This window comes from Cupriavidus sp. SK-4 (assembly GCF_000611125.1).
GTDB classification, from domain to species: domain Bacteria; phylum Pseudomonadota; class Gammaproteobacteria; order Burkholderiales; family Burkholderiaceae; genus Cupriavidus; species Cupriavidus necator.
In genome coordinates, this window is record NZ_JFJW01000011.1 from 16,364 (window position 1) to 39,109 (window position 22,746).

Here is a 22,746-nt window from a genome sequence, read left to right on the forward strand (position 1 = left end):
CGGCAACGCGGCTGCCCGGTGGGGGCGGCCCGTCGCTCGTGGTGGGTTGTTGTTTCGGGAGCCGCTGGCCCCGGTTATTGCGCGGGCGTGTCGGCGGCTGGTGCGTCTGCGGCCGGCGCATCGGCTGCCGGTGCGGCGCCCGGCGCGGTGTGACGGATAAAGTGCGTGCGGTAGTAGCGCAGTTCCTCGACCGATTCCAGGATGTCGGCCAGCGCCGTATGCAGCTGGCGCTTGATAAAGCCCTTGTGGATGGCCGGCTCCCAGCGCTTGCACAGCTCCTTCAGCGTGGACACGTCCAGGTTGCGGTAGTGGAAGAAGGCCTCCAGCTTGGGCATGTAGCGCGCCATGAAGCGGCGGTCCTGGCAGATCGAGTTGCCGCACATCGGCGACTTGTTGGCCGGCACCCAGCGCTTGAGGAAGGCCAGCAGTTCGGCCTCGGCCTGCTCTTCGGTCAGGGTCGATGCCTTGACCTTGTCGATCAGGCCCGAGCGGCCGTGGGTGCCCTTGTTCCAGTTGTCCATGCCATTGAGCACGGCGTCGCTCTGGTGGATCACCAGCACCGGGCCTTCGGCCAGGATATTAAGTTCGGAGTCGGTAACGACGATCGCTATTTCGATGATGCGATCGGTATCCGGCTGCAGGCCGGTCATTTCCATGTCCAGCCAGATCAGGTTGTTTTCACTTTTGACGGATTTGGCGGTGGCTTGGCTTGTCATCGGGACTGCGGAAGAAGGGATTTCAGGGAAGCGGCCGCGGCGGGGCCGGGCGCGAACAATTTATAATTCTCGCATATCCGTCCGGAATGGCCGCTTGCGCACCAGCGCCGCGGCGTTTTCCGGATATCCCGGACCGCCACCTGCCCCACCCCGGGCCCGGCGGTCCAACGGACGCCCGCCGCACACAATGCCGGGCGCCCGCACCCACAACAAGGCTCCTGCCGATGTTCACGATTGTCTTTCTCGCCGCCCTGGTGCTGATGGTGCTGACCAGGCTCTGGCTGGCCGCCCGCCAGGTCCGGCATGTGGCGCAGCACCGCAATGCGGTGCCGCCGCGCTTTGCCGACACCATCAGCCTGGCCTCGCACCAGAAGGCCGCGGACTACACCATCGCCCGCACCCGGCTGTCGATGCTCGAGGTGCTGGCCGGGGCCGCGGTGCTGATCGGCTTCACCATGCTGGGCGGGCTGCAGTGGCTCAACCAGTCCTGGCTGGACACCTTCGGCCCGGGCTATGCCTATGGCGTGGCGCTGGTGGCCAGCGTGGCGCTGATCGGCGGGCTGGTGGACCTGCCGTTCTCGTTGTACGGCCAGTTCGGCATCGAGCAGCGCTTCGGCTTCAACAAGATGACGTTCGGCCTGTGGCTGGCCGACGTGGCCAAGATGCTGGTGGTGGCCTGCGCGCTGGGCCTGCCGCTGCTGCTGGCGGTGCTGTGGCTGATGGAGCGCGCCGGCTCGCTGTGGTGGGTCTGGACCTGGCTGGTGTGGATGGCCTTCAACCTGCTCCTGCTGGTGGTGTTCCCGACCTTTATCGCGCCGCTGTTCAACAAGTTCGAGCCGCTCACCGACGAATCGCTGCGCCAGCGCATCGAGGCCCTGATGAAGCGCTGCGGCTTTGCCAGCAAGGGCCTGTTCGTGATGGACGGCAGCAAGCGCAGCGCCCACGGCAATGCGTACTTCACCGGCTTCGGCGCGGCCAAGCGCATTGTCTTCTTCGATACGCTGCTGGAGCGCCTGACGGGCGACGAGATCGAGGCGGTGCTGGCACATGAGCTGGGCCACTTCAAGCGCCGCCACGTGGCCAAGCGCATCGTCGTCACCTTCGCGCTGAGCCTGGTGTTCCTGGCGCTGCTGGGCTGGCTGGCCACGCGCAGCTGGTTCTACACCGGGCTGGGCGTGGTGCCCAACCTGGGCGTGTCCAACAACGCGCTGGCGCTGGTGCTGTTCTTCCTGGCGCTGCCGGTGTTCACCTTCCTGCTGGGGCCGCTGTCGAGCCTGTCGTCGCGCCGCCATGAGTTCGAAGCCGACGCCTTTGCCGCCGACCAGACCGATGCCGGCAACCTGGTGTCCGCGCTGGTGAAGCTGTACAAGGACAACGCCTCGACGCTGACGCCCGATCCGCTCTACAGCGCCTTCTACTACTCGCATCCGCCCGCCGCGCAGCGGATCGACCGCCTGCTGGCGCACGCATGAGCCGCGCCACGCGTCACCGCAACGCCGGCGGCGGCAGCCATGCCGGCAAGACCACCGAATCCGCGCTGATCATCGCCGCCCATGGCCGCCACTACGTGGTCGAGCTGGGCGACGGCACGCGCATGCATGCCTTCCCGCGCGGCAAGAAGAGCGACTGCGCGGTGGGCGACCATGTCAGCGTGGAACGCGCCGCCGCCGACCAGTGCGTGATCACCGCGGCCTCGCCGCGCAAGAACCTGCTGCACCGCTCCGACCAGTTCAAGTCCAAGCTGCTGGCCGCCAATATCGACCAGGTCGTGATCGTGCTGGCAACCGAGCCGGGCTTCTCCGAAGACCTGCTCGGCCGCGCCCTGGTTTCGGCCGAGGCCATGGAGATCCGGCCGCTGATCGTGCTCAACAAGACCGACCTGCCCGACCGGCTGGAAGAAGCGCGAGGGCGCCTGGCACTGTACCGCGGGCTGGGCTACGACACGCTGGAGCTGTCGGTGCGCGCCGACCCGGCGCAGGCGCTGGCCGCGCTCAAGCCGCGCCTGGCGGGGCTGGCCAGCATCCTGATCGGGCAATCGGGCATGGGCAAGTCGTCGCTGCTGAACCTGCTGATCCCGGGCGTGGATGCGCAGACCCGCGAGATCTCGGCCAAGCTCGACTCCGGCAAGCACACCACCACCTTCACCCGGCTCTATCACCTGCCGGCCGAATGGGGCACCGTGGATGGCCGTCAGGGTGCGCTGATCGATTCGCCGGGCTTCCAGGAATTCGGCCTGTACCACCTGAGCGAGGGCATGCTGGAGCGCGCCTTCCCGGAGTTCCGGCCGCTGCTGACCGAATGCCGTTTCTACAACTGCCACCATGTCAACGAGCCCGGCTGCGGCGTGCTGGCCGCGGTCGCCTCGGGAGCGATCTCCGAGCGCCGCCACCAGCTCTACATGCAGTTGCTGCACGAATCCAACCAGCAGAAGCCGTGGTAAGGTAAGCGCACCTGGGTTACCCGGTGCGCTGCCATGAAACTGCTGCTGTCCGCCACTTCGCTCGTCGATGCGGCCCATTGCCGGAACGTCCTGCGGGCGGCCGGCATCCGGGCGGAATTGCGCAATACCTGGCTGGCCGGCGCGACCGGCGAGATCCCGTTCCGGGAGAGTGCGCCACAGGTGTGGCTGGTCGATGACGAGATGGAAGCGCAGGCGTGGGCGGCGCTCAATGCCGCCGCCAACCCGGCACCGGGGCCCAGCTGGCAATGCCGCCACTGCCTGGAATGGCACGAGGCCCAGTTCGGCGCCTGCTGGCGCTGCGGCGCGGCCCGCGACTAGCGCGCCGCCCCCTTTTTAACGCCCTTCAGCCGACCCAGAGCGCCAGCGACAGCATGGCGAGCAGCAGCATCCACAGCACCACCGCGCGCCATACCAGGCCCACGGCCGACTGCAGCGTGCGCACGCCGGGCTCGGTGCCGAATTCGGGCGGCACCGGTTCGGGGCCGCCGTTTTCCTCTTCCATGCCGGGCGCATAGTCCACGGCCGGGCCGGCCACGCTGGCGCGCAGCACCACGGTGGAATCGTCCTCGGCCAGCGGCGTGCCCAGGCGCACGCCCAGCGCCCCGCCCCCGCTGGCAAGCAGGATGCCGTTGACGGCATCGTTCCACTTGCGCGCATGGTTGCGCCAGGCGTAGACCGCATCCTCGAAGTTGCCGACGATGGCAAAGCCGATCGCCGTCAGCCGCGACGGAATCCAGTCCAGCAAATAGAAGACGCGCGCCGCAAAGCGGCCCAGTGCGGGGCTGCGCTCTGCCGAGGGCTGGTTCCAGTGGCGGCTCAGGTATTCGGCGGTGCGGTACAGCACCACCCCGCCGGGGCCGACCGGCACCAGGAACCAGAAGAAGACGCCGAACACATGCCGGTGCACGGCGATGATGGCCGCTTCCAGCGTGTGCCGCACGATCTCGGAGACCGGCATCTCGACGGTGTCCAGGCCGGTCCACTCGTGCAGCAGCGTGCGCGCGGTATGGACGTCGTCGCGGTTCAGGGCCTCGTGGATGTCGGTGAAGTAGTGGCTGAACTGGCGAAAGCCCAGCGTCATGTACAGCACCAGCACATTCCAGGCGAGCGTCAGCGCCACGCTGATCGAGGCCAGCAGGTAGTGCACCACGATCACCGCCAGGGTCAGCGGCAGGACCACGGTCAGCCAGGCCAGCGCGGCATCGCGCGGGCGGCCGGTGTCGAAGGCGTGTTCCGCGCGGTCGCCGAGTGCGCGCACGATCTCGTGGATCGGGTTGTTGCGGCCCAGGGCGCGGAACTGTTCAGCTATCAGCGCCAGGAGAATGGAAACAAAGGTCATCTTGGTACGGGGTGTTCCAAGGGCACGCCTGGCCCTTCCGGGCTTGCCGGCGATGTGCCGGCGCAGGCGCAATGCATAGCGAGAAGATAGCACAGCGCTACCTGCCGGGGTCCGGCGCGCAATGCAAAAAGCAAAAGCCCGCCGGAAGGCGGGCTCTCGCATGCGGCAATGAACGATGCTCAGGGCAGGTCGAACATCAGCACTTCAGCGCCATCGCCGCCAGACAGCGCGACCTCGCCCACGGCTTCCAGCTTCGCTGCGTCGCCGGCTTCAAGCGCCTTGCCGTTGACCGTCACCCGGCCGCGCGCCACGTGGACATAGGCACGGCGGCCCGGCGCAAGCGCCAGCGTGGCCGCCTCGTCGCCATCGAACAGGCCGGCGTACAGGCGCATGTCCTGGTGCACCACCACCGAGCCCTCGGCGCCGTCGGCGCTGGCTACCAGGCGCAGCCTGCCGCGCTTGTCGGCTGCGTCGAAATGCTTTTCCTCGTAGCCAGGCTCGATGCCGTTCTCGGCCGGCATGATCCAGATCTGCAGGAAGTGGGTGGTGTCGTGCGCGGCGTGGTTGTACTCCGAATGGCGCACGCCGGTGCCGGCGCTCATGCGCTGCACGTCGCCCGGGCGGATCACGCTGCCGTTGCCGATGCTGTCCTTGTGGGCCAGTTCGCCCTCAAGCACGTAGCTGATGATTTCCATGTCGCGGTGGCCGTGGGTGCCAAAGCCCATGCCCGGCGCGACGCGGTCCTCGTTGATCACGCGCAGTGGCCCGAACTGCACATGTTGCGGGTCATAGTAGTCGGCGAACGAGAACGAATGAAAGGACTTCAGCCAGCCGTGATCGGCGTAACCACGCTCTGCAGACTTTCTGATTTCAATCATTTTGATGGCCCTCCTTGAGCCTGTTTGCCCGCAAGCACCGGCTTGGTAACCGTGTCGCGGCATACGTTTTCGCTTTTGATGCTAGGAAGTTTAGGGCTTGAGGCGTATATTTACGGGGATCGACTTAGAAGCAGTCATTCAGAATTTCTGAACATGGCCCTCTCGCTAGAATCCCTCGAAGTCCTGGACGCCATCGAACGCAAGGGCAGCTTTGCCGCCGCCGCCCACGAGATGGGCAAGGTCCCTTCCGCGCTGACCTACGTGGTGCGCAAGCTGGAAGAAGACCTGGACGTGCTGCTGTTCGACCGGCGCCGCCACCGCGCCGAGCTGACGCCGGCCGGCCGCGCCCTGCTCGATGAGGGCCGCCACCTGCTGCATGCCGCCGATGACCTGGCACGGCGCGTCAAGCGCCTGGCCACCGGCTGGGAGGCCACCCTCACCATCGTGGTCGACGACCTGATCAACTTCCGCGCGCTGCTGCCGGTGATCCACGACTTCTATGCCGAGAACACCGCCACCCGGCTGCGCTTTTCCAAGGAAGTGCTGGGCGGCGCCTGGGATGCGCTGGTCAACAACCGCGCCGACCTGGTAATTGGCGGCGCCTACGATGCGCCCAGCACGCAGGGCTTCCAGATCCGGCCGCTGGGCTCGATGCCGTTCGTGTTCGCGGTGGCCGCGCACCATCCGCTGGCCACCGAAGAGGGCCCGCTCACCACCATCCAGATCGCCAGGCACCGCATCGTCGCGGTGGGCGACACCTCGCGCAACCTGCCGGCGCGCACCCATGGCGTGCTGGCCGGGCAAGACGTGCTGGTGGTGCCCACCATGCGCGACAAGCTCGAAGCGCAGATCCGCGGGCTGGGCTGCGGCTGGCTGCCGGCACCGATGGCGCAACCCCATATCGAAAGCGGCGTGCTGCAGGCGCGCGAGACCGTCGAGGTCCGCGCCCCGGGCAACTTCAAGGTAGCCTGGCGCACCAGCAACCGCGGCAAGGCGCTGCAGTGGTGGGCCAGCAAGCTGGAAGACCCGCGCCTGGCACAAGCGCTGCTGCAGCAACCCGACTTCGCCGGCTGAGGGCAGGCCTCATGGCAGTGACAGCAACGACGGCAGCACCGACGGTTGCCGCGGCCGGCTATCGCGGCCGCTTTGCCCCCTCGCCCACCGGGCCGCTGCATATGGGTTCGCTGGTCACCGCGCTGGCCAGCTGGCTGGACGCGCGCGCGCACGGCGGCCAGTGGCTGGTGCGCATCGAGGACATCGACATGCCGCGCTGCGTGCGCGGCGCGGACGAAGACATCCTGCTCACGCTGGAACGCCTGGGCATGACGCCGGACGAGCCGCCGGTATGGCAGTGCCGGCGTGAACCGTTCTATGCCGATGCGCTGCGCCGCCTCGATGCCGCCGGGCAGCTCTACCCGTGCGGCTGTTCGCGCAAGGAGATCGCCGATTCGCTGGTGCACGTGCGCGAGCGGCACCAGACCCTGGGCTATCCCGGCACCTGCCGCCACGGCCTGAACGGCAAGCTGCCGCGCGCCTGGCGCGTGCGCGTGCCGGACGGCCCGGCCGCCACCGTCTGCTTCGACGACCGCTGGCAGGGCCGCCAGTGCCAGGACCTGGAAACCGAGCTGGGCGACTTCGTGCTGCGTCGCGCGGACGGGCTGTGGGCGTATCAACTGGCGGTAGTGGTGGATGACGGCCTGCAGGGCATCACGCATATCGTGCGCGGCGCCGACCTGCTCGACTCCACGCCGCGCCAGATCCACCTGCAGCACCTGCTGGGCCTGCCCACGCCGGCCTACCTGCACGTGCCGGTGGTGGTCAACGAGACCGGCGAGAAGCTGAGCAAGCAAAGCGGTGCGCAGGCAATCGACACCACCGCACCGCTGGACGCGCTGCGCGAAGCCGGCACCCACCTCGGGCTGTCGATCCACGCGGAGAATGTGCAGGACTGGCTTGCACGTGCCACCGACGGGTGGCGCCAGTTGCTGGCCAGGCTGCCGCAGCCCCCGCGCGGCTAGCGCCCCCCCCAAAAGCAAATGGCCCGCGCAGGCGGGCCATTTTCAGCTACGGCAGGATCAGATCAGGACTTGCGCGGCACGCCGCCCAGCAGGGCAGCCACCGGCCGCTTGGGCGCCTGGCGGCCGCGGCTCAGCGCGGCGGCCACTTCATCGGCCGCCTTGGCCTGGGCGACGCTGGCGGCGCTGGGCTCGTACGGGCGCGAGAAGAACGGATCATCCGAGGCACGGAACACCTGGCGGTTGACGCTGTGGTCGTGGCGGCGCGGACGCTCTTCGCCCTCGCCGTTGCCGCGCGCGCGGCGCACGTCGCTACGCTCGCGGCGGCGCTCGGTGTCGCCCTGGCGGGCGCGCTCGCCGGTCGGGTCGAAGCCTTCCAGCTTGCCGCGCGGGATGCTGCGCTTGATCAGCTTCTCGATATCGGACAGCAGGCGCTCGTCATTGCCCGGCACGTAGATCGACAGCGCATCGCCGCTGGCGCCGGCACGGCCGGTACGGCCGATGCGGTGCACATAGTCTTCGGCGCTGTACGGCACGTCGAAGTTGACCACGCACGGCATGTCGGGGATATCCAGCCCGCGCGCTGCCACGTCGGTGGCGACCAGCGCGTCGATGGTGCCGCTCTTGAAGCCTTCCAGCGTCTGCATGCGCTCGGTCTGGGTCTTGTCGCCGTGGATGGCGGCGGCGTTGATGCCCTCGCGCTCCAGGTGGCGCGCCAGGCGCGAGCAGCCGATCTTGCTGTTGACGAAGACGATGCACTGGCGCGACAGGCCCTGCTCGGCGCGCTGCTTGAGCAGGTGCACGACCGCCGCCTGCTTGTGGCCGTCTTCGACCAGGTACACCATCTGGCGCACGTTCTCGTTGGTCGAGTTGCTGCGCGCCACTTCAATGGTGACCGGGTGCTTCAGGTAGCTGGAGGCCAGCCGCTTGATTTCCGGCGAGAACGTGGCCGAGAACAGCAGCGTCTGGCGATGCGCCGGCAGCAGGTTGATGATGCGCTGCAGGTCCGGCAGGAAGCCCATGTCGAGCATGCGGTCGGCTTCATCCAGCACCAGCATCTGCACCTGCGACAGGTTGACCGACTTCTGCTGCACGTGGTCCAGCAGGCGGCCGGGCGTTGCCACCAGGATCTCCACGCCGCGGCGCAGCGCATCGGTCTGCGGATTCATGTCCACGCCGCCGAACACCACGGTGCTGCGCAGATCGGTGTGCTTGGCATAGCGCGCGACGTTGTCGTAGACCTGGTCCGCCAGTTCGCGCGTGGGCGTCAGCATCAGCGCGCGCACCGGGTGGCGTGCCGGCGAGGCGCTGGCATTGGCCAGCGGCAGCAGGCGCTGGATGATCGGCAGCGCGAAGCCTGCGGTCTTGCCGGTGCCGGTCTGCGCGGCGCCCATCATGTCCTTGCCTATCAGCACGACCGGGATGGCCTGTGCCTGGATCGGGGTGGGCGTGGTGTAGCCCTGCTCGGACAAGGCGCGCAGGATGCGCGCGTCCAGGCCGAAGCTGTCGAATGTCTGCACGGCGGTCTGCCCCGCGGTAGTGGGTTCTGGTGCGTTCGTAGTGGTCATGGGTATCGGTGTCTGGCGGGAGGCGAACCCGGCACAAACGGATACGCGTCTGGAACTCATCTCGCCCTGACTCTCGCCTGGCGCCGGGAGGGTTCCGGCACGGCCATGCTGGCTACAGCATTTGGCCAAGAGAATCAAAGACTTACATTTTAGCACCTCTGCCAGCACAGTGGGCATTCTGGCAGCGCCGTGCGCCTGGCGCGACAGTAGGCGGCGCTGGCTGGCGGGATTTCAAGAAACTGTCATATCTGCCACGCAAGATGCCGGCGGCGCGGCGGCCACGGCCGGACCGCGCCACCCCACCTCACCGAGACCTACATGGACTTCGAGCTTTTCCGCCAGACCTGCCAGCAGTTCCTGCGCACCTCCAGCCAGTTCCTTGGCCTGGCCGCGGCTGCCTGCCAGCCGGCGCTGCCCTTGCCGGTGCTGCCGGCCAGCCAGCCGCAAGGGCAGCAGCCCGCCTGAGCTTCAGCCGGGCCACCGAAGCGGCATCCGAATCACTCAGTCGCCGCGGATGCCGTTGTCCTGGATCACCTTGCCCCACTTGCTGTAGTCGGCCTTCATGCGCGCGGCCAGCTGCTCGGGCGGCATATAAGCGGCCACCGTGCCGGCGCCCAGCATTTTCTGCTGCACGGCCGGATCGGCCAGCGCCTTCTTCAACTCGGCCGACAACGTGGCCACCACCTCCTTGGGCGTGCCGGCCGGCGCCAGCAGCCCGCCCCAGGCGGTGGCGTCGAAGCCCGGGAAGCCCTGCTCGGCCACCGTCTTGACGTCGGGCGTGAAGCTCACGCGCTTGGCGGAGCCCACCGCGATCGGGCGCAGCTTGCCGGCCTTGATGTGCGGCAGCGCGGCGATCATGTCCGAGAACATCATCGGCACCTGGCCGGCCAGCAGGTCGGAGATGGCGGGCGCACTGCCCTTGTACGGCACGTGCTGCACGTCGAAGTGGCCCAGGTTCTTCAGCAGCTCGGTCGACAGGTGGCCGAAGCTGCCATTGCCGGCGCTGGTGTAGTTCAGCGCGCCGGGCTTGGCCTTGGCCTTGGCGATGTACTGCTGCAGGCTGGTCACGTCCGGCATCGCCTGCGGGTTGACCACCATTACGATGGGCAGGTCATAGGCCGCGCCGATGGGCGTGAGATCCTTGAAGATGTCGTAGCCCTTGCGGTTGATCAGGTGCGGCGCCAGGAGCGTGGGCGTGGCCAGCACTAGCAGCGTGTAGCCGTCGGCGGGACTCTTGGCGACGTTCTCGGCGCCGATGGTGCCGGAGGCGCCGGGGCGGTTGTCCACCACCACCGGCTGCTTGAGGGATTCGCTCATCTTCTGGCCGATGATGCGCGCGGCGGTGTCGGTCGGGCCGCCAGGCGGGAACGGCACCACGAGGCGGATCGCCTTGCCGGGATAGGCTTCGGCAAAGGCCGGCGCGGCGGCGAGCGGCAGCGTGGCGGTCAGGAAGGCGGCGCCCAGGCGGCGCGCGAAGTGACGGTGGAAGGTACGGCGGCTAGTGCTCTGCATGGTATGGCTAAGTCCTGCGGTAGATCGCGATAGATCGAAAACCGATGCGCGGCTCAGGGCCGCGCCGGGATGAAGCGACAGCGGTTCAGTAACGTCATGACAGATCCTGGCGTGCCTCCTCGCGAACCGGTCATGGCCGGCCCGTCTGACTGATGCCTATGGCGGCGGTGCTTGCGCCGCCGGCCACGAATGATTACAGGTGCAGGGGCCCGGCCTGGAACAGCCGCGCATCCATCTCGCGCAGGTCCGGCGCCACGGCCACGGGCGTTGCGCACTGGTCCAGCACATCGCGCTGCAGGTCAACGCTCGGGGCGATCTCGACCAGCGTGAGGCGGGCTTCGCCGTCTGCGCCAGCGCGCATCTCGAACACCGCGCGCTCGGTGATGTACAGCACCGGGATGCCAAGCGAGGCCACATAGGGCCCGTTGAAGCTCAGGTGCGACACCTCCGGCACGATCTTCTTCACGCGGCCTTCGCGCACGATCTGCAGGCCGCCGTCGCCGGCGCGGACTTCCAGCCCGCCCGCCGTCAGCGTGCCCATGAACACCACCGCGCGCGCGCTCTGCGTGATGTTGATAAAGCCGCCGACGCCGGCAATCGATGCGCCCTCGCCTGCGCCGAACTTGCTGACGTTGACGTTGCCGTGGCCATCAAGTTCGGCCAGGCCGAGGATGGCCAGGTCGATGCCGCCGCCCTCGTAGAAATCGAACTGCGCGGGCTGGTCCACCACCGCCTCCGGGTAGGCCGAGGCACCGAAGCTGAGGCCATCCGCGGGCGTGCCGCCGATGGGGCCGGCCTCGACGGTCAGCGTGAAGCCGTCCAGCCCGGCCTGGTGCGCCAGCATGCCGACCGCTGCCGGCATGCCCACGCCCAGGTTGACCACGCGCGGCGCTCGGCGCGCCAGCTCCATCACCGCACGGCGCTGCACGATGGTGCGCGCGTCGAGTGGGGCGGCAGCCACCGGCGGCGCTTCCGCTTCGGCTACTGCTGCCTCGCCCTGCCATGGCGTCACGTAGGCCGGGTTGTAGGACTCGGCAAACGTCATCTGGTGGTTGGCGGGGTTGTCGCAGACCACCACGTAATCGACCAGGATGCCGGGCACGTGGATGGCCTGCAGGATCTCGTGGTGGTCGACCAGGCTTTCCACCTGCGCGATCACGATGCCGCCCGAGTTGTGGGCCGCCTGCGCCATCGCCAGCAGCTCATGGTGGAAGGCTTCGCGATGCGTGCTGAGGTTGCCGCGGGTGTCGGCCGCGGTGCAGCGGATCAGCGCGCAGTGGATCGGGAAGCTCGGGTAGAACAGGTATTCGTCGCCGCGGAAGTCGACCGCATCGACCCAGCATGCCTTGCCCTCGGCAATGGCCTGGCGCGCGCGCTCGTTGACGGCGCCGCCGTGGTAGCGCGCATCCTGCGCGGTGCGCGGGTCGACGAAGGTGTGCAGGCCGATCTTGGTCATCACGCCGGGCTTGCCGCCGGCGATGGCGCGGTACAGGTGCGTCAGCACGCCCTGCGGCAGGTTGTAGCCCTCGCACTGCTCGGCCATGGCCAGCGTGGCCAGCCGCGTGGCCGAGCGCCAGTGGCCGCCGACGATGCTGGCGGTCATGCCGGCATTGCCGAAGTGGTTCACGCCGCGCGCGCCGCGGTCGCCCTGCCCGGCCGAGTACACCAGCGTCAGGTCGCGCGGCAGCCCGCTCTGCAGGAAGCGCTGCTCCAGCGCCTCGGTCACGGCCTCGGCATGGCCGGCGCCGACAAAGCCCGCGCTGGCCACGGTCCAGCCGTCCTGCACCAGTGCCGCCGCTTCGCGTGCGGTGATCACCTTCATTGCTGTCTCCGGTTTCGTTGTGCCGTCCCGCATCGGTGGCGGCACGTTTTTCCGTGAATTTTGTTTTGCGAACATTTGTTCGGAAAACGCTATCATACGGACATGCCGGCCGCTGGCGCAAGTCCGGCGCGGCATGGAGAATCATGTGATTTCCCCTCCATTTCCCCGTATTAAGCCGAAATGCCGCAAGCCGAAGCCACCAAGAAAGACGAACTGCTGGAATCGCTGAGCAAGGGCCTGGCCCTGCTGCGCCTGTTCGCCGCCGGCGCGGAACGCCTGACCATGCAGGACGTCGCCGAGCAGCTCGACGTGACCCGCGCCGCCGCGCGCCGGCTGCTGCTGACCCTGGAGCACAACGGCTACGTGGCGCAGGACGGCCGCCACTTTGCGCTGACGCCGCGGGTGATGGAGCTCGGCTATGCCTACTTTGCCTCGATGAGCCTGGCGCAGATGGCACGGCCCTACCTGCAGGGGCTGTGCGAGTCCCTGGGCGAAAGCTGCTCGGTGGGCGTGCTCGATGCGGAATCCGTGGTGCTGGTGGCGCGCGAGGAGCCGCGCCAGCTGCTGCGCGTGGACATGGCGCTGGGGCGGCGCATGCCCGCCTATGCGCATTCGCTTGGCCGCGTGCTGCTGGCCGGCCTGGACGATGACGCGCTCGAGGCCTACCTGACAGGCGCCACGCTGCGCAAGCTGACGCCGTTCACGGTCAGCTCGCGCACGGCGCTGGCGCGCACGCTGCGGCAGGTGCGCACCGACGGCTACTGCGTGCTGGTGAGCGAGCTGGTGGACGGCTATGCCGGGATCTCGGTGCCGTTGCGCGATCAGGCCGGCAAGGCGGTGGCCGGGCTGGGCTTCAGCATGGTGCTGGGCAGCCGCGACCAGGCCCAGCTGGAGACGCGCTTCCTGGGGCCGCTGCGCGAGGCCGCCGCCCGCATCGAAACCATCCTGCAGGCGCGCTGAGGCGCCCGCGGCCCATGTAGAAAAGCCCCGCATGCCGGGGAGGCAGCGGGGCTCAAATGGTAGCGGGGCAATCTGCTCGACCACCCACGCCTTGATCTTGGCGCATCGCGCTACTGCGGACATCCCCCAAATGTGGGCCATTGCCATGCCGCGTTGCTGGCAGGCCGCAAACGCGCCCTGCGAAGCCTGTCAATCATGGCCCTGTCACATTCCTGAAGGAATCCGGGTTTTCGCCGAGCGGGTTTTCGCCAGCTTCCGGCCAGCGGCCGGATGCGGTCTACTGGACTCACATCGACGGCCTGGCACCGCAAACGCCGGATCGCCGCAGTCGATGGTGCCTCAGAACAAGTCCAATGACCGGGAGACAGACCATGGTGACGAAGAAAGAAGACGCTTTCGTACTGAAGAACCTTCTCGCCCTCGCAGCAGTGGAAACCCTGGGCGGCGCGATTGCCCTGGGCATGGTCTTCCACCTGATCTGAGCTCGCTTGCCTGCGCGCCGGCGCTGCCACGCCGGCGCCCGGCCCGCTTACTCGTCGACAATCACCTCGAAGCCGCCAAAGATCATCCGCTGGCCGTCGAACGGCATCGGATCCATGCCTTCCTTCAGGCGCGGGTCGGCCATCGCCGCCTTCATGCCGGTATCGCGCTTCTCGCGCGATGGCCACAGGATCCACGAGAACACCACCGCCTCATCCTCCTTGCGCTGCACCGCCATCGTAAAGGACGTGACCTTGCCTTCCGGCACATCGTCACCCCAGCATTCCACCACCTTCAGCGCGCCGTGCTCCTTGAACACCGCGGCTGCCTTCTGCGCCACCTGGCGATAGGTCTCGCGAGTGGCCTGGGGAACGGCCAATACAAAACCGTCGATATAGGACATGGACTTCACTCCTGGTCAGATTGAATCGGGCGAATCGGATCAAACGCGCGATTGCGTCTGACTACCATAGTCCATCGCCGCGCCCTCAGCGGGTGGTCCGCTGCCCGCGCCGGTCGACCTCGAACACCATGTTTTCCCGGAAGCGCTGCCGCAGCCACTGCTCGGCCCGGCCCTGCGGCCGGCCCGACTTCGCCCAGATCAGGTCAACGCTGACCAGCCAGTCCGTGTACGGATAGGCCGCCAGGTCCAGTTCCACCAGTTCGCCGCGCTCCAGCGCCGCGCGCACCAGCTGCCGCGGCAGCGTGGCCCAGCCCAGCCCGCTTTTCACCATTTCGACCAGCGCCAGGTAGCTTTCGGCGCGCCACACCCGCGCCGCGCGCAGGTATTCGCTGGTGGGCAGCTTGTCGGCATGCGCGCTGAAGGCCAGGCGCCGATAGGCGTGCAGGTCGGCAAACGAGACCTGCTCGCGCCCGGCCAGCGGGTGTCCCGGGTGCACCACATGCACCATGATCAGCTTGCCCAACTGCACGAAGGCCAGTTCCGGCGCGTAGTGCGGCTGCGCGAAGGCGATGCCGAGCTCGGCCTCGCCCTGCAGCACCAGTTCGCTGACATCGCCGTAGACCGGATTGCGGATGGTCAGGTCCACATACGGAAACTCCCGCTCGAATTCGGCCAGCACCGGCATCACCGCGTGGTACGGGATTTCGATCGCCAGCGTCAGCCCGGGCGGGTTGGCATCGGCCAGGCTGGCGGCATGGGCCTGCAGCGAGAGGCAGCGCTCCAGCACGGCTTCGGCCTCGGTCAGCAGCTTGCGGCCGGCCCCGGTCAGCGCCGGATTGCGGCTGCTGCGGTCGAACAGCGGCACGCCGAGGTCGATCTCCAGGTTGGCCACCGCCGAGCTGACCGTGGACTGGGTCTTGCCCAGGCGCCGCGCGGCGGCGGAAAAGGAGCCTGTGTCAACCACCAGGGCGAATACCTGCAACTGGTCCAGCGAAAAACGCATGGCCACCCTCCCGCGACCCATCGACTGGATCGATAGGTATTGATTTGTTGTACCGATGAATTTGCGGAGATGATGCCGCAACGGCCGAGGGATCACAAATCCCGGCAAACCCGGCCGGCGTTGCCCAATCCGCCCTGCCAGAGGCGGAAGCGGCTTCCATCGAAAAAGGAGACAAGCCCATGAAGACCCCGACACCGGTACATCCGGTCGATGAAATCCTGCCGCTGCGCCAGCTGGCGAGCTTCGGCCTGCAGCACGTGCTGGTGATGTACGCCGGCGCGGTCGCGGTGCCGCTGATCCTGGGCAGCGCGCTCGGGCTGTCCGCGGCGCAGGTGGTGATGCTGATCAACGCCAACCTGCTGACCTCGGGCATCGCCACCATGATCCAGTGCCTGGGCTTCTGGAAGTTCGGCGCGCGGCTGCCGATGATCCAGGGCTGCTCGTTTATCGCGCTGGCGCCGATGATCATGATCGGCAAGCAATACGGGCTGACCACGGTGTTCGGCGCGGTGATCGCCGCCGGCGCCGCCACCATTGCGCTGGCGCCGGTGTTCAGCCGCCTGCTGCGCTTCTTCCCGCCGGTGGTGATCGGCAGCCTGATCACCATCATCGGCATCTCGCTGATGCCGGCCGCGGCCATCTGGCTCGGCGGCGGCAACCCGCGCGCGGCGGATTTCGGCAGCATGCCGAACCTGCTGCTGGGCGCGGCCACCATCGCCATCACGCTGTTCATCTACGCGCGCTTTCGCGGCTTCGTCGGCAATCTCGCGGTACTGCTGGGGCTGGTGGCCGGCACCGCCATCGCCACGGCGTTCGGGCTGACCGACTTTGCCCATGTCGGCAACGCGGCATGGTTCGAGGTGAGCCCGCCCTTCGCCTTCGGCATGCCGCAGTTCGGCGTGGCGCCGACACTGGTGATGATCCTGGCGATGCTGGTGATCATGGCCGAGACCACCGGCAACTGCCTGGCCATCGGCCAGATCGTCGGCAAGCCCTCCAGCCAGGAAACGCTGGGTAATGCCTTCCGCGCCGATGGCTTGTCGACCATGCTGGGCGGCATCTTCAACAGCTTTCCGTACAACGCCTTCACGCAAAACACCGGCCTGATCGCGCTGTCCAGCGTCAAGAGCCGCTACGTGGTCGCTGCCGCCGGCGCGATCATGGTGCTGATGGGGCTGTTCCCCAAGCTCGGCGCGCTGATCGCCTCGGTGCCGCGGCCGGTGCTGGGCGGCTGCGCCATCGTGATGTTCGGCATGACCACGGTGGCCGGCATCCAGGAACTGTCGCGCGTGAAATTCGACGGCACCCGCAACGCCATCATCGTTGCGGTGTCCGTCAGCGTGGGCGTGCTGCCGATGTCCTTCCCCGTGCTGTTCGAGCATGCCGGCGGCACGCTCAAGCTGGTGCTGGAAAGCGGCATCTTCCTCGGCGGCATCACCGCCATCCTGCTTAATGTGCTGCTCAACGGCAGCGCCGCACAGGCCGACACGGAAGCGCCGCTGCTGCCGGCGCAAGCCGAAGAACCCACCCAATCCTGATCCCTTTCCCCCAAACCGGAGACCCCCAAACATGACCCGAATCACAGACCCGTCCGGCGCCGAACTGTCGCCGCTCGACCTGGAACTGCTGCGCCAGTCGATCACGCTGTCCGATGCATCCAGGGCCCGCGGCCGCCATCCGTTCGCCGCGCTGGTGGCCGACCAGGCCGGCAATATCATCGCCAGCGCCGGCAACAACTCGATGCCTCCGGAGGGCGACCCGACCCAGCACGCCGAACTGGTCGCCGCCGCGCAGGCCGCGCGTGCGCTGCCGCCGGAGCAACTGGCCAGCTGCACCCTCTACACCAGCGCGGAGCCGTGCTGCATGTGCGCCGGCGCGATCTACTGGACCGGCATCGGGCGCGTGGTCTATGCGCTGTCAGAGCACAAGCTGCTGGGCCTGACCGGCGACCATCCGGAGAACCCGACCTTCTCGCTGCCTTGCCGCGAAGTGTTCGCGCGCGGGCAGCGCCAGGTGGACGTGGTCGGGCCGGTGCTGGAGGACGAAGCCGCGGCACCGCACGCGGGCTTCTGGAAGTAGCCATCGTGCCTGCCGTCCGCCCGGCGGACGGCAGGATCGGCGTTGGACATTCTGTCATCGGCACGTCACCCCGCCTTCCTACACTCGCCTGGCTCCGGCTCCCAGCAGCCGCCACACCCACCCAGCCAGGCGAACCCGATGCTCCCCTGCAAACTCCCAAGAACCTTGGCCGCGACCCTGATCGCGGCGGCATTGCTCACCGCATGCGGTGGCGATGACGGCGGCGGCAACCTGTCGCGGAGTGCGACTGTCACGCCGAACGCACAACCGGAACAGCCCGGCAAGAAGCCGGACCAGCGGCCCGACCCCGTGATCCGCTGCGCCCCCTGACAACGCAAGTCCCGACGCAATCCGACAAGACCATGGTCTCTCGCCGCAATTTCCTGCAAGCCGCAGCCGGCACCGGCTTCGCCGCCGCCGCGCTGGCCGCGTTCCCGCCCAGCATCCGCAAGGCCCTGGCCATCCCGGCCAACAATGCCACCGGCACCATCAAGGATGTCGAGCATGTGGTGATCCTGATGCAGGAGAACCGTTCCTTCGACCACTACTTCGGCACGCTCAAGGGCGTGCGTGGGTTCGGCGACCGCTTCACCATCCCGCTGCCCAATGCGCGCAAGGTATGGCAGCAACAGCGCGCCAACGGCGCCGTGCTGACCCCGTATCACCTGGATGGCACCAACAACAACGCGCAGCGCGCTGCCGGCACGCCGCATGCCTGGGTCGACAGCCAGCAGGCCTGGGACCACGGCCGCATGGCCAACTGGCCGACGTACAAGACCAATACGTCGATGGGCTACTTCAAGGAGAAAGAGGTCCCGTTCCAGTTCGCGCTGGCCAATGCCTTTACGCTGTGCGACGCGTACCACTGCTCGATGCATACGGGCACAGACGCAAACCGTTCGTTCCACCTGACCGGCACCAACGGCCCGACCGCCGCCAACGTCGCCTTCGTCAACAACGAGTGGGATGCGATCGACGGCCTGCCCGCCTCGGCCAACACCGGCTACACCTGGAAGACCTACGCCGAGCGGCTGGAAGCAGCCGGCATCAGCTGGATCTGTTACCAGAACATGCCGGACGAATGGGGCGACAACATGCTGGGCGCGTTCCAGCAGTTCCGCAAGGCCAACCTGGCGTCGGGCTTTCCGGTATCCAGCGGCGGCGCGCCGGGCGCGCCCTATGCCAACACCGGCCAGCCGCTGCCTTACCACGCCTACGATGCGGCCACCGACAATGCCGCCAATCCGCTGTACAAGGGCGTGGCCAACACCCTGCCCGGCACCAAACCCGAGGAATACCTCGACGCCTTCCGCCGCGACATCAAGGAAGGCAGGCTGCCGCAGGTATCGTGGATCAATGCGCCGTCGATCTACTGCGAGCATCCCGGCCCTTCCAGCCCGGTCCAGGGCGCGTGGTTCCTGCAGGAAGTCCTGGACGCGCTGACCGCCGTGCCCGAGGTCTGGAGCAAGACCGTGCTGCTGGTCAACTTCGACGAGAACGACGGCTACTTCGACCACGTCCCCTCCCCGTCCGCGCCGTCGGTGAACCCCGACAAGACGCTGGCCGGCAAGGCGACGCTGAGCGATTCCGAGATGCAGGCCGAATACTTCAACCATCCGGCGCCGCCGGGCAGCAGGAGCCAGCCTGCTGCCGACGGCCGCGTGTACGGGCCAGGGCCGCGCGTGCCGCTTTACGCGATCTCGCCGTGGAGCCGCGGCGGCTGGGTCAACTCGCAGGTGTTCGACCACACCTCCGTGCTGCGCTTCCTGGAAGCACGGTTCGGCGTGGAGGAACCCAACATCAGCCCGTTCCGCCGCGCCGTCTGCGGCGACCTGACCAGCGCGTTCAATTTCAAAACGCCCAACTCGGAAGCCCTGCCCACGCTGGGCGGCCGCACCACGCGCAGCGACGCCGACCAGCTGCGCCAGGCCCAGCAGGCCCTGCCCGCGGTACCGCTGCCGGTCGACATGCAATTGCCGTTGCAGGCCACCGGCACGCGCCCGTCACGCGCGCTGCCGTATGAGCTGCACACCAGCGCGCGCTGCAGCGCCGTGGGGCAGGTCGAACTGGTGTTCGCCAACACCGGCACGCAAGCCGCGGTGTTCCACGTCTATGACCGCTGCCAACTGGGACGCATTCCGCGCCGTTATGTCGTGGAAGCCGGCAAGTCCCTGACCGATACCTGGAACGTGTTCCAGGACAACGCCGGACAATACGACCTGTGGGTGCTGGGCCCCAACGGCTTCCACCGCCATTTCCGCGGCGATACCAACCGCATCGGCGACACCGGCATCGCACCGGAGATTCGCGTCTGCTACGACATTGCCAATGGCGATGTCTACGTCGACCTGATCAACGCCGGCCGCAAGGCCTGCCACTTCAACATCCAGGCGCTCGCGTACCGTACCGATGGCCCGTGGCCGGTCACCGTCGGCGCCAACGGCGACAAGTCCGTGTATTGGTCGCTGGAGGAAAGCGGCCAGTGGTATGACTTTGCGGTGACGTGCGACAGCGACCCGGCCTTCTATCGACGCTTTGCCGGGCGGGTGGAGACTGGCAGGCATACGGTGAGCGATCCGGCGATGGGGGTGGTGACGGCGCAGGATTGAGCGGTAGTTCGAGGCAAGAAAAAAGGGACTGCAGGTATCAACCTGCAGTCCCTTTTCATATTGGTGGGCCTCCCGTGAGTCGAACACGGCACCAACGGATTATGAGTCCGCTGCTCTAACCAGGCATGAGCTAGAGGCCCTTGGAAGCGATTAGTTGCCTTCCAGGAAGCTCTTCAGCTTGTCCGAGCGGCTCGGGTGGCGCAGCTTGCGCAGTGCCTTAGCCTCGATCTGGCGGATCCGTTCACGCGTGACGTCGAACTGCTTGCCGACCTCTTCCAGCGTGTGGTCGGTGCTCATTTCGATGCCGAAGCGCATGCGCAGCACCTTGGCTTCGCGCGGCGTGAGCGAGTCCAGCACGTCCTTGACGACGTCGCGCATGGAGCCGTGCAGTGCCGCTTCGGCCGGGGCCAGCGTGTTGGTGTCCTCGATGAAGTCGCCCAGATGGGAGTCGTCGTCGTCACCGATCGGCGTTTCCATGGAGATCGGCTCTTTGGCGATCTTCATGATCTTGCGGATCTTGTCTTCCGGCATCTCCATCTTCTCGGCCAGCGTTGCCGGATCCGGCTCATTGCCGGTTTCCTGCAGGATCTGGCGCGAGATGCGGTTCATCTTGTTGATCGTCTCGATCATGTGCACCGGGATGCGGATGGTGCGTGCCTGGTCGGCGATCGAGCGCGTGATGGCCTGGCGGATCCACCACGTGGCATACGTCGAGAACTTGTAGCCGCGGCGGTATTCGAACTTGTCCACCGCCTTCATCAGGCCGATGTTGCCTTCCTGGATCAGGTCGAGGAACTGCAGGCCGCGGTTGGTGTACTTCTTGGCGATCGAGATCACCAGGCGCAGGTTGGCCTCGGTCATCTCGCGCTTGGCTTCGCGGGCGCGACGCTCGCCCTCGGCCATCTTGCGGTTGACGCCCTTCAGTTCCTTCAGCGGCAGCACCACGCGCGACTGCAGGTCGATCAGCTTCTGCTGCAGCTCATGCACGGCCGGCACATTGCGCTCGACGATGGTGCTGTAGGGCTTGCCGTCGGCGACGATGGTGTGGACCCACTCGAGGTTGGTCTCGTTGCCCGGGAAGCGGGCAACGAACTCCGCGCGCGGCATGCCGCACTTGTCCACGATGGTGTTCAGGATGGCACGCTCGAGCTTGCGCACTTCGTCCACCTGGCCGCGCAGCGTGTCGCACAGGCGCTCGACATTGCGGGCGGTGAAGCGGATGCCCATCAGCTCGGCCTGGATGGCTTCCTGCGCCTTGACGTAAGGCTTGGAGTTGTAGCCTTCCTTCTCGAACGCGCGGCGCATCTTGTCGAACTGCTCGGCGATCACGCGGAATTTCTCCAGCGCGTTCTGCTTCAGTTCTTCAAGCTGGCGCGCGGAGGCGCCGGCACCGGCGCCGCCTTCATCGTCCTCGTCCTCGTCGGCGTCTTCCTCATCGTCGGACTCGAGGTCCTCTTCAGCGGCAGGCGCAGCGGCGGCGGCCGGAGACTCGGCCACTTCCTCGGCGTTCGGGTCGATCAGGCCGTCGACGAATTCGTCGATCTTGATCTCGTCGTTGGCCACGCGCTCGGCATGGGCCAGGATCTCGGAGATGGTGACCGGGCAAGCCGAAATCGCCATCACCATGTCCTTCAGGCCGGCCTCGATGCGCTTGGCGATCTCGATTTCGCCTTCGCGCGTCAGCAGCTCTACCGTGCCCATTTCGCGCATGTACATGCGCACCGGGTCGGTGGTGCGGCCGAACTCGGAGTCCACCGTGGACAGGGCCGCTTCGGCCTCTTCCTCGGCTTCTTCCTCGCTGGTGGCAGACGGGGCGTTGTCGTTGAGCAGCAGCGTCTCGGCATCCGGCGCTTGTTCGTAGACAGCGATGCCGATGTCGTTCAGCGTGGCGACCAGCGTGTCGATCGTTTCCGAATCGACCATGTCGTCCGGCAGGTGATCGTTGATTTCCGCATAGGTCAGGTAGCCGCGCGACTTGCCCAGCTTGATCAGCGCCTTGAGTTTCTGGCGACGCAGTTCAAGCTCTTCCTCGGTGCCCTGCTGGGTCGAGGCGAACTCCTTGAGCAGGGCCTTTTCCTTGGCCTTGCGGTCCTTGGCTTTCTGCTTTTCGGTCTTCGGCGCCGCGGCCGGGGTTGCCGCCGGGCGCGCATCGTTCTCGTAAAACTCTTCAGTCACGTCGTCTGTTGTGCTGTCGTCTTGCTGCATCTCGGCCTTGGGCTTGCGGCCACGCTTTTTCGGCTCCGGCTTGATTGCCGGCGCAGCGGGACGCTCGGATGCAACGGATGCAGGTGTCGCGGCACGCGCCTTGGTAGCCGTGGTGGTGGTGCCGGCCTTGGCTTCCCCACTCTTGGCGCCGGCGGCTGCCGCTCGCTTGCTCTCGACTTCGGTATTCTGCTGTTTCGCCACGGTGATACTCTTACCTTTCACTGGTGCAGATGCGGCGACCTTGCCGCTCGTACTGGCGCTCTTGCCGCTCTCGCGTGCCGAAGTCGAGGCCTTTGTCTTTTCGGATGTGCGAGTCCTGGTGGGAGTCGTCACGGCGGGCGCTTGCGCGCTACGCACGGACTTTGATGGCGCAGACCGGGCTGGTGTCTTGACTGACGCGGTCGATGTCTTCGCCGCCGTTGTTTTCACAGACGCCTTGCCGCTCCCTGATTGGGGAGCTTTAGAGGTAACCCTTTCGGTTGCTTTGGCCTTTGCCATTGGCACGCTCACTTTCACCAGAACTGGAGAGAAAGATTTCGCAATCCAAACCGGCTATTGTAGCACGCCACGCATAGCCGGCTCCCTGTCAGGTGAGGTTTTCACCTGAAAAATCAAGGCTTAAGCTCGGCAGGGCCGGGCCCAGTCCCTTATCCAACGCTTACTGCTGCCTCCTGGTTGATAGCCAGGGCACCCACA

General features: G+C 67.1%; 21 protein-coding genes and 1 tRNA gene. 12 read left to right on the top strand and 10 right to left on the bottom strand.

Translation table 11 applies throughout. The annotated features are described in order from the left end of the window. Positions 1 to 74 precede the first annotated feature (74 nt). Positions 75 to 716 (bottom strand): oligoribonuclease, encoded by a 642-nt coding sequence (gene orn, locus CF68_RS02355; protein WP_035815761.1) that lies wholly within the window; start codon positions 714 to 716, stop codon positions 75 to 77. 224 nt (positions 717 to 940) lie between these two features. On the opposite strand from orn, the gene CF68_RS02360 reads away from it, so the two are divergent. The 3 genes from CF68_RS02360 to CF68_RS02370 are packed head-to-tail and all read left to right on the top strand — an operon-like array spanning position 941 to position 3,495. Further along, entirely contained in the window at positions 941 to 2,188 is a 1,248-nt protein-coding gene (locus CF68_RS02360) for a M48 family metallopeptidase (RefSeq protein ID WP_035815763.1), read from the top strand. After that, on the top strand, positions 2,185 to 3,156 hold the full coding sequence (gene rsgA, locus CF68_RS02365; protein ID WP_013957513.1) for a ribosome small subunit-dependent GTPase A: 972 nt from the start codon (positions 2,185 to 2,187) through the stop codon (positions 3,154 to 3,156). The genes CF68_RS02360 and rsgA overlap by 4 nt, the downstream gene beginning before the upstream one ends. 33 nt (positions 3,157 to 3,189) lie before the next feature. Then, on the top strand, positions 3,190 to 3,495 hold the full coding sequence (locus CF68_RS02370) for a putative signal transducing protein (protein ID WP_035815766.1): 306 nt from the start codon (positions 3,190 to 3,192) through the stop codon (positions 3,493 to 3,495). A 25-nt stretch (positions 3,496 to 3,520) separates the two neighbouring features. Here the strand turns inward: CF68_RS02370 and CF68_RS02375 are convergent, their stop codons facing one another. Beyond that, positions 3,521 to 4,516: a CobD/CbiB family protein gene (locus CF68_RS02375; RefSeq protein ID WP_035815768.1), complete on the bottom strand. Its 996-nt coding sequence runs from the start codon at positions 4,514 to 4,516 to the stop codon at positions 3,521 to 3,523. A gap of 179 nt (positions 4,517 to 4,695) precedes the next feature. Further along, entirely contained in the window at positions 4,696 to 5,394 is a 699-nt protein-coding gene (locus CF68_RS02380) for a pirin family protein (RefSeq protein WP_035815770.1), read from the bottom strand. A gap of 153 nt (positions 5,395 to 5,547) precedes the next feature. Here CF68_RS02380 and CF68_RS02385 point away from each other — a divergent pair, with 153 nt between their 5' ends. Continuing rightward, positions 5,548 to 6,468 carry a LysR family transcriptional regulator gene (locus tag CF68_RS02385; protein ID WP_010813621.1) on the top strand — a complete coding sequence of 307 codons (921 nt, stop codon included), beginning with the start codon at positions 5,548 to 5,550 and terminating at the stop codon, positions 6,466 to 6,468. A gap of 11 nt (positions 6,469 to 6,479) precedes the next feature. Then, positions 6,480 to 7,412, top strand: a complete 933-nt coding sequence (gene gluQRS, locus CF68_RS02390) for a tRNA glutamyl-Q(34) synthetase GluQRS (RefSeq protein ID WP_035815771.1) — start codon at positions 6,480 to 6,482, stop codon at positions 7,410 to 7,412. A gap of 62 nt (positions 7,413 to 7,474) precedes the next feature. On the opposite strand, the gene CF68_RS02395 is transcribed toward gluQRS, so the two are convergent. Then, positions 7,475 to 8,977, bottom strand: coding sequence for a DEAD/DEAH box helicase (locus CF68_RS02395; RefSeq protein ID WP_200872515.1), 1,503 nt, complete (start codon positions 8,975 to 8,977; stop codon positions 7,475 to 7,477). Positions 8,978 to 9,295: 318 nt separating this feature from the next. On the opposite strand from CF68_RS02395, the gene CF68_RS37605 reads away from it, so the two are divergent. After that, positions 9,296 to 9,442: a hypothetical protein gene (locus CF68_RS37605; RefSeq protein ID WP_200872516.1), complete on the top strand. Its 147-nt coding sequence runs from the start codon at positions 9,296 to 9,298 to the stop codon at positions 9,440 to 9,442. Positions 9,443 to 9,478: 36 nt separating this feature from the next. On the opposite strand, the gene CF68_RS02400 is transcribed toward CF68_RS37605, so the two are convergent. Continuing rightward, a complete protein-coding gene (locus tag CF68_RS02400; protein ID WP_035815773.1) occupies positions 9,479 to 10,489 on the bottom strand; it encodes a tripartite tricarboxylate transporter substrate binding protein in 1,011 nt (336 codons plus the stop codon). A 193-nt stretch (positions 10,490 to 10,682) separates the two neighbouring features. Next, positions 10,683 to 12,311: an acyl CoA:acetate/3-ketoacid CoA transferase gene (locus CF68_RS02405; protein WP_035815774.1), complete on the bottom strand. Its 1,629-nt coding sequence runs from the start codon at positions 12,309 to 12,311 to the stop codon at positions 10,683 to 10,685. A gap of 180 nt (positions 12,312 to 12,491) precedes the next feature. Between CF68_RS02405 and CF68_RS02410 the strand changes: the two genes are divergently transcribed. After that, positions 12,492 to 13,271 (top strand): IclR family transcriptional regulator C-terminal domain-containing protein, encoded by a 780-nt coding sequence (locus CF68_RS02410; RefSeq protein WP_035815776.1) that lies wholly within the window; start codon positions 12,492 to 12,494, stop codon positions 13,269 to 13,271. Positions 13,272 to 13,800: 529 nt separating this feature from the next. Here the strand turns inward: CF68_RS02410 and CF68_RS02415 are convergent. Further along, positions 13,801 to 14,154 (bottom strand): DUF1428 domain-containing protein, encoded by a 354-nt coding sequence (locus CF68_RS02415; protein WP_010813628.1) that lies wholly within the window; start codon positions 14,152 to 14,154, stop codon positions 13,801 to 13,803. 85 nt (positions 14,155 to 14,239) lie between these two features. After that, a complete protein-coding gene (locus CF68_RS02420; RefSeq protein ID WP_035815802.1) occupies positions 14,240 to 15,157 on the bottom strand; it encodes a LysR family transcriptional regulator in 918 nt (305 codons plus the stop codon). A 179-nt stretch (positions 15,158 to 15,336) separates the two neighbouring features. Here CF68_RS02420 and CF68_RS02425 point away from each other — a divergent pair, with 179 nt between their 5' ends. The 4 genes from CF68_RS02425 (at position 15,337) to CF68_RS02440 (ending at position 19,845) form a co-directional block, all read left to right on the top strand. Next, positions 15,337 to 16,695 carry a nucleobase:cation symporter-2 family protein gene (locus CF68_RS02425; RefSeq protein WP_035815778.1) on the top strand — a complete coding sequence of 453 codons (1,359 nt, stop codon included), beginning with the start codon at positions 15,337 to 15,339 and terminating at the stop codon, positions 16,693 to 16,695. A gap of 31 nt (positions 16,696 to 16,726) precedes the next feature. Continuing rightward, entirely contained in the window at positions 16,727 to 17,236 is a 510-nt protein-coding gene (locus CF68_RS02430) for a nucleoside deaminase (RefSeq protein WP_035815779.1), read from the top strand. Between the two features lie 165 nt (positions 17,237 to 17,401). Beyond that, entirely contained in the window at positions 17,402 to 17,566 is a 165-nt protein-coding gene (locus CF68_RS02435) for a hypothetical protein (RefSeq protein ID WP_235205647.1), read from the top strand. A gap of 32 nt (positions 17,567 to 17,598) precedes the next feature. Beyond that, positions 17,599 to 19,845 (top strand): phosphocholine-specific phospholipase C, encoded by a 2,247-nt coding sequence (locus tag CF68_RS02440; protein ID WP_035815781.1) that lies wholly within the window; start codon positions 17,599 to 17,601, stop codon positions 19,843 to 19,845. A 61-nt stretch (positions 19,846 to 19,906) separates the two neighbouring features. Here CF68_RS02440 and CF68_RS02445 read toward each other — a convergent pair. Further along, positions 19,907 to 19,985, bottom strand: a tRNA-Ile gene (locus CF68_RS02445). A 10-nt stretch (positions 19,986 to 19,995) separates the two neighbouring features. Further along, positions 19,996 to 22,272, bottom strand: coding sequence for an RNA polymerase sigma factor RpoD (rpoD, locus tag CF68_RS02450; RefSeq protein WP_035815782.1), 2,277 nt, complete (start codon positions 22,270 to 22,272; stop codon positions 19,996 to 19,998). Between the two features lie 19 nt (positions 22,273 to 22,291). Here rpoD and CF68_RS37960 point away from each other — a divergent pair, with 19 nt between their 5' ends. Next, positions 22,292 to 22,657 (top strand): hypothetical protein, encoded by a 366-nt coding sequence (locus CF68_RS37960; protein ID WP_035815784.1) that lies wholly within the window; start codon positions 22,292 to 22,294, stop codon positions 22,655 to 22,657. Positions 22,658 to 22,746 lie beyond the last annotated feature (89 nt).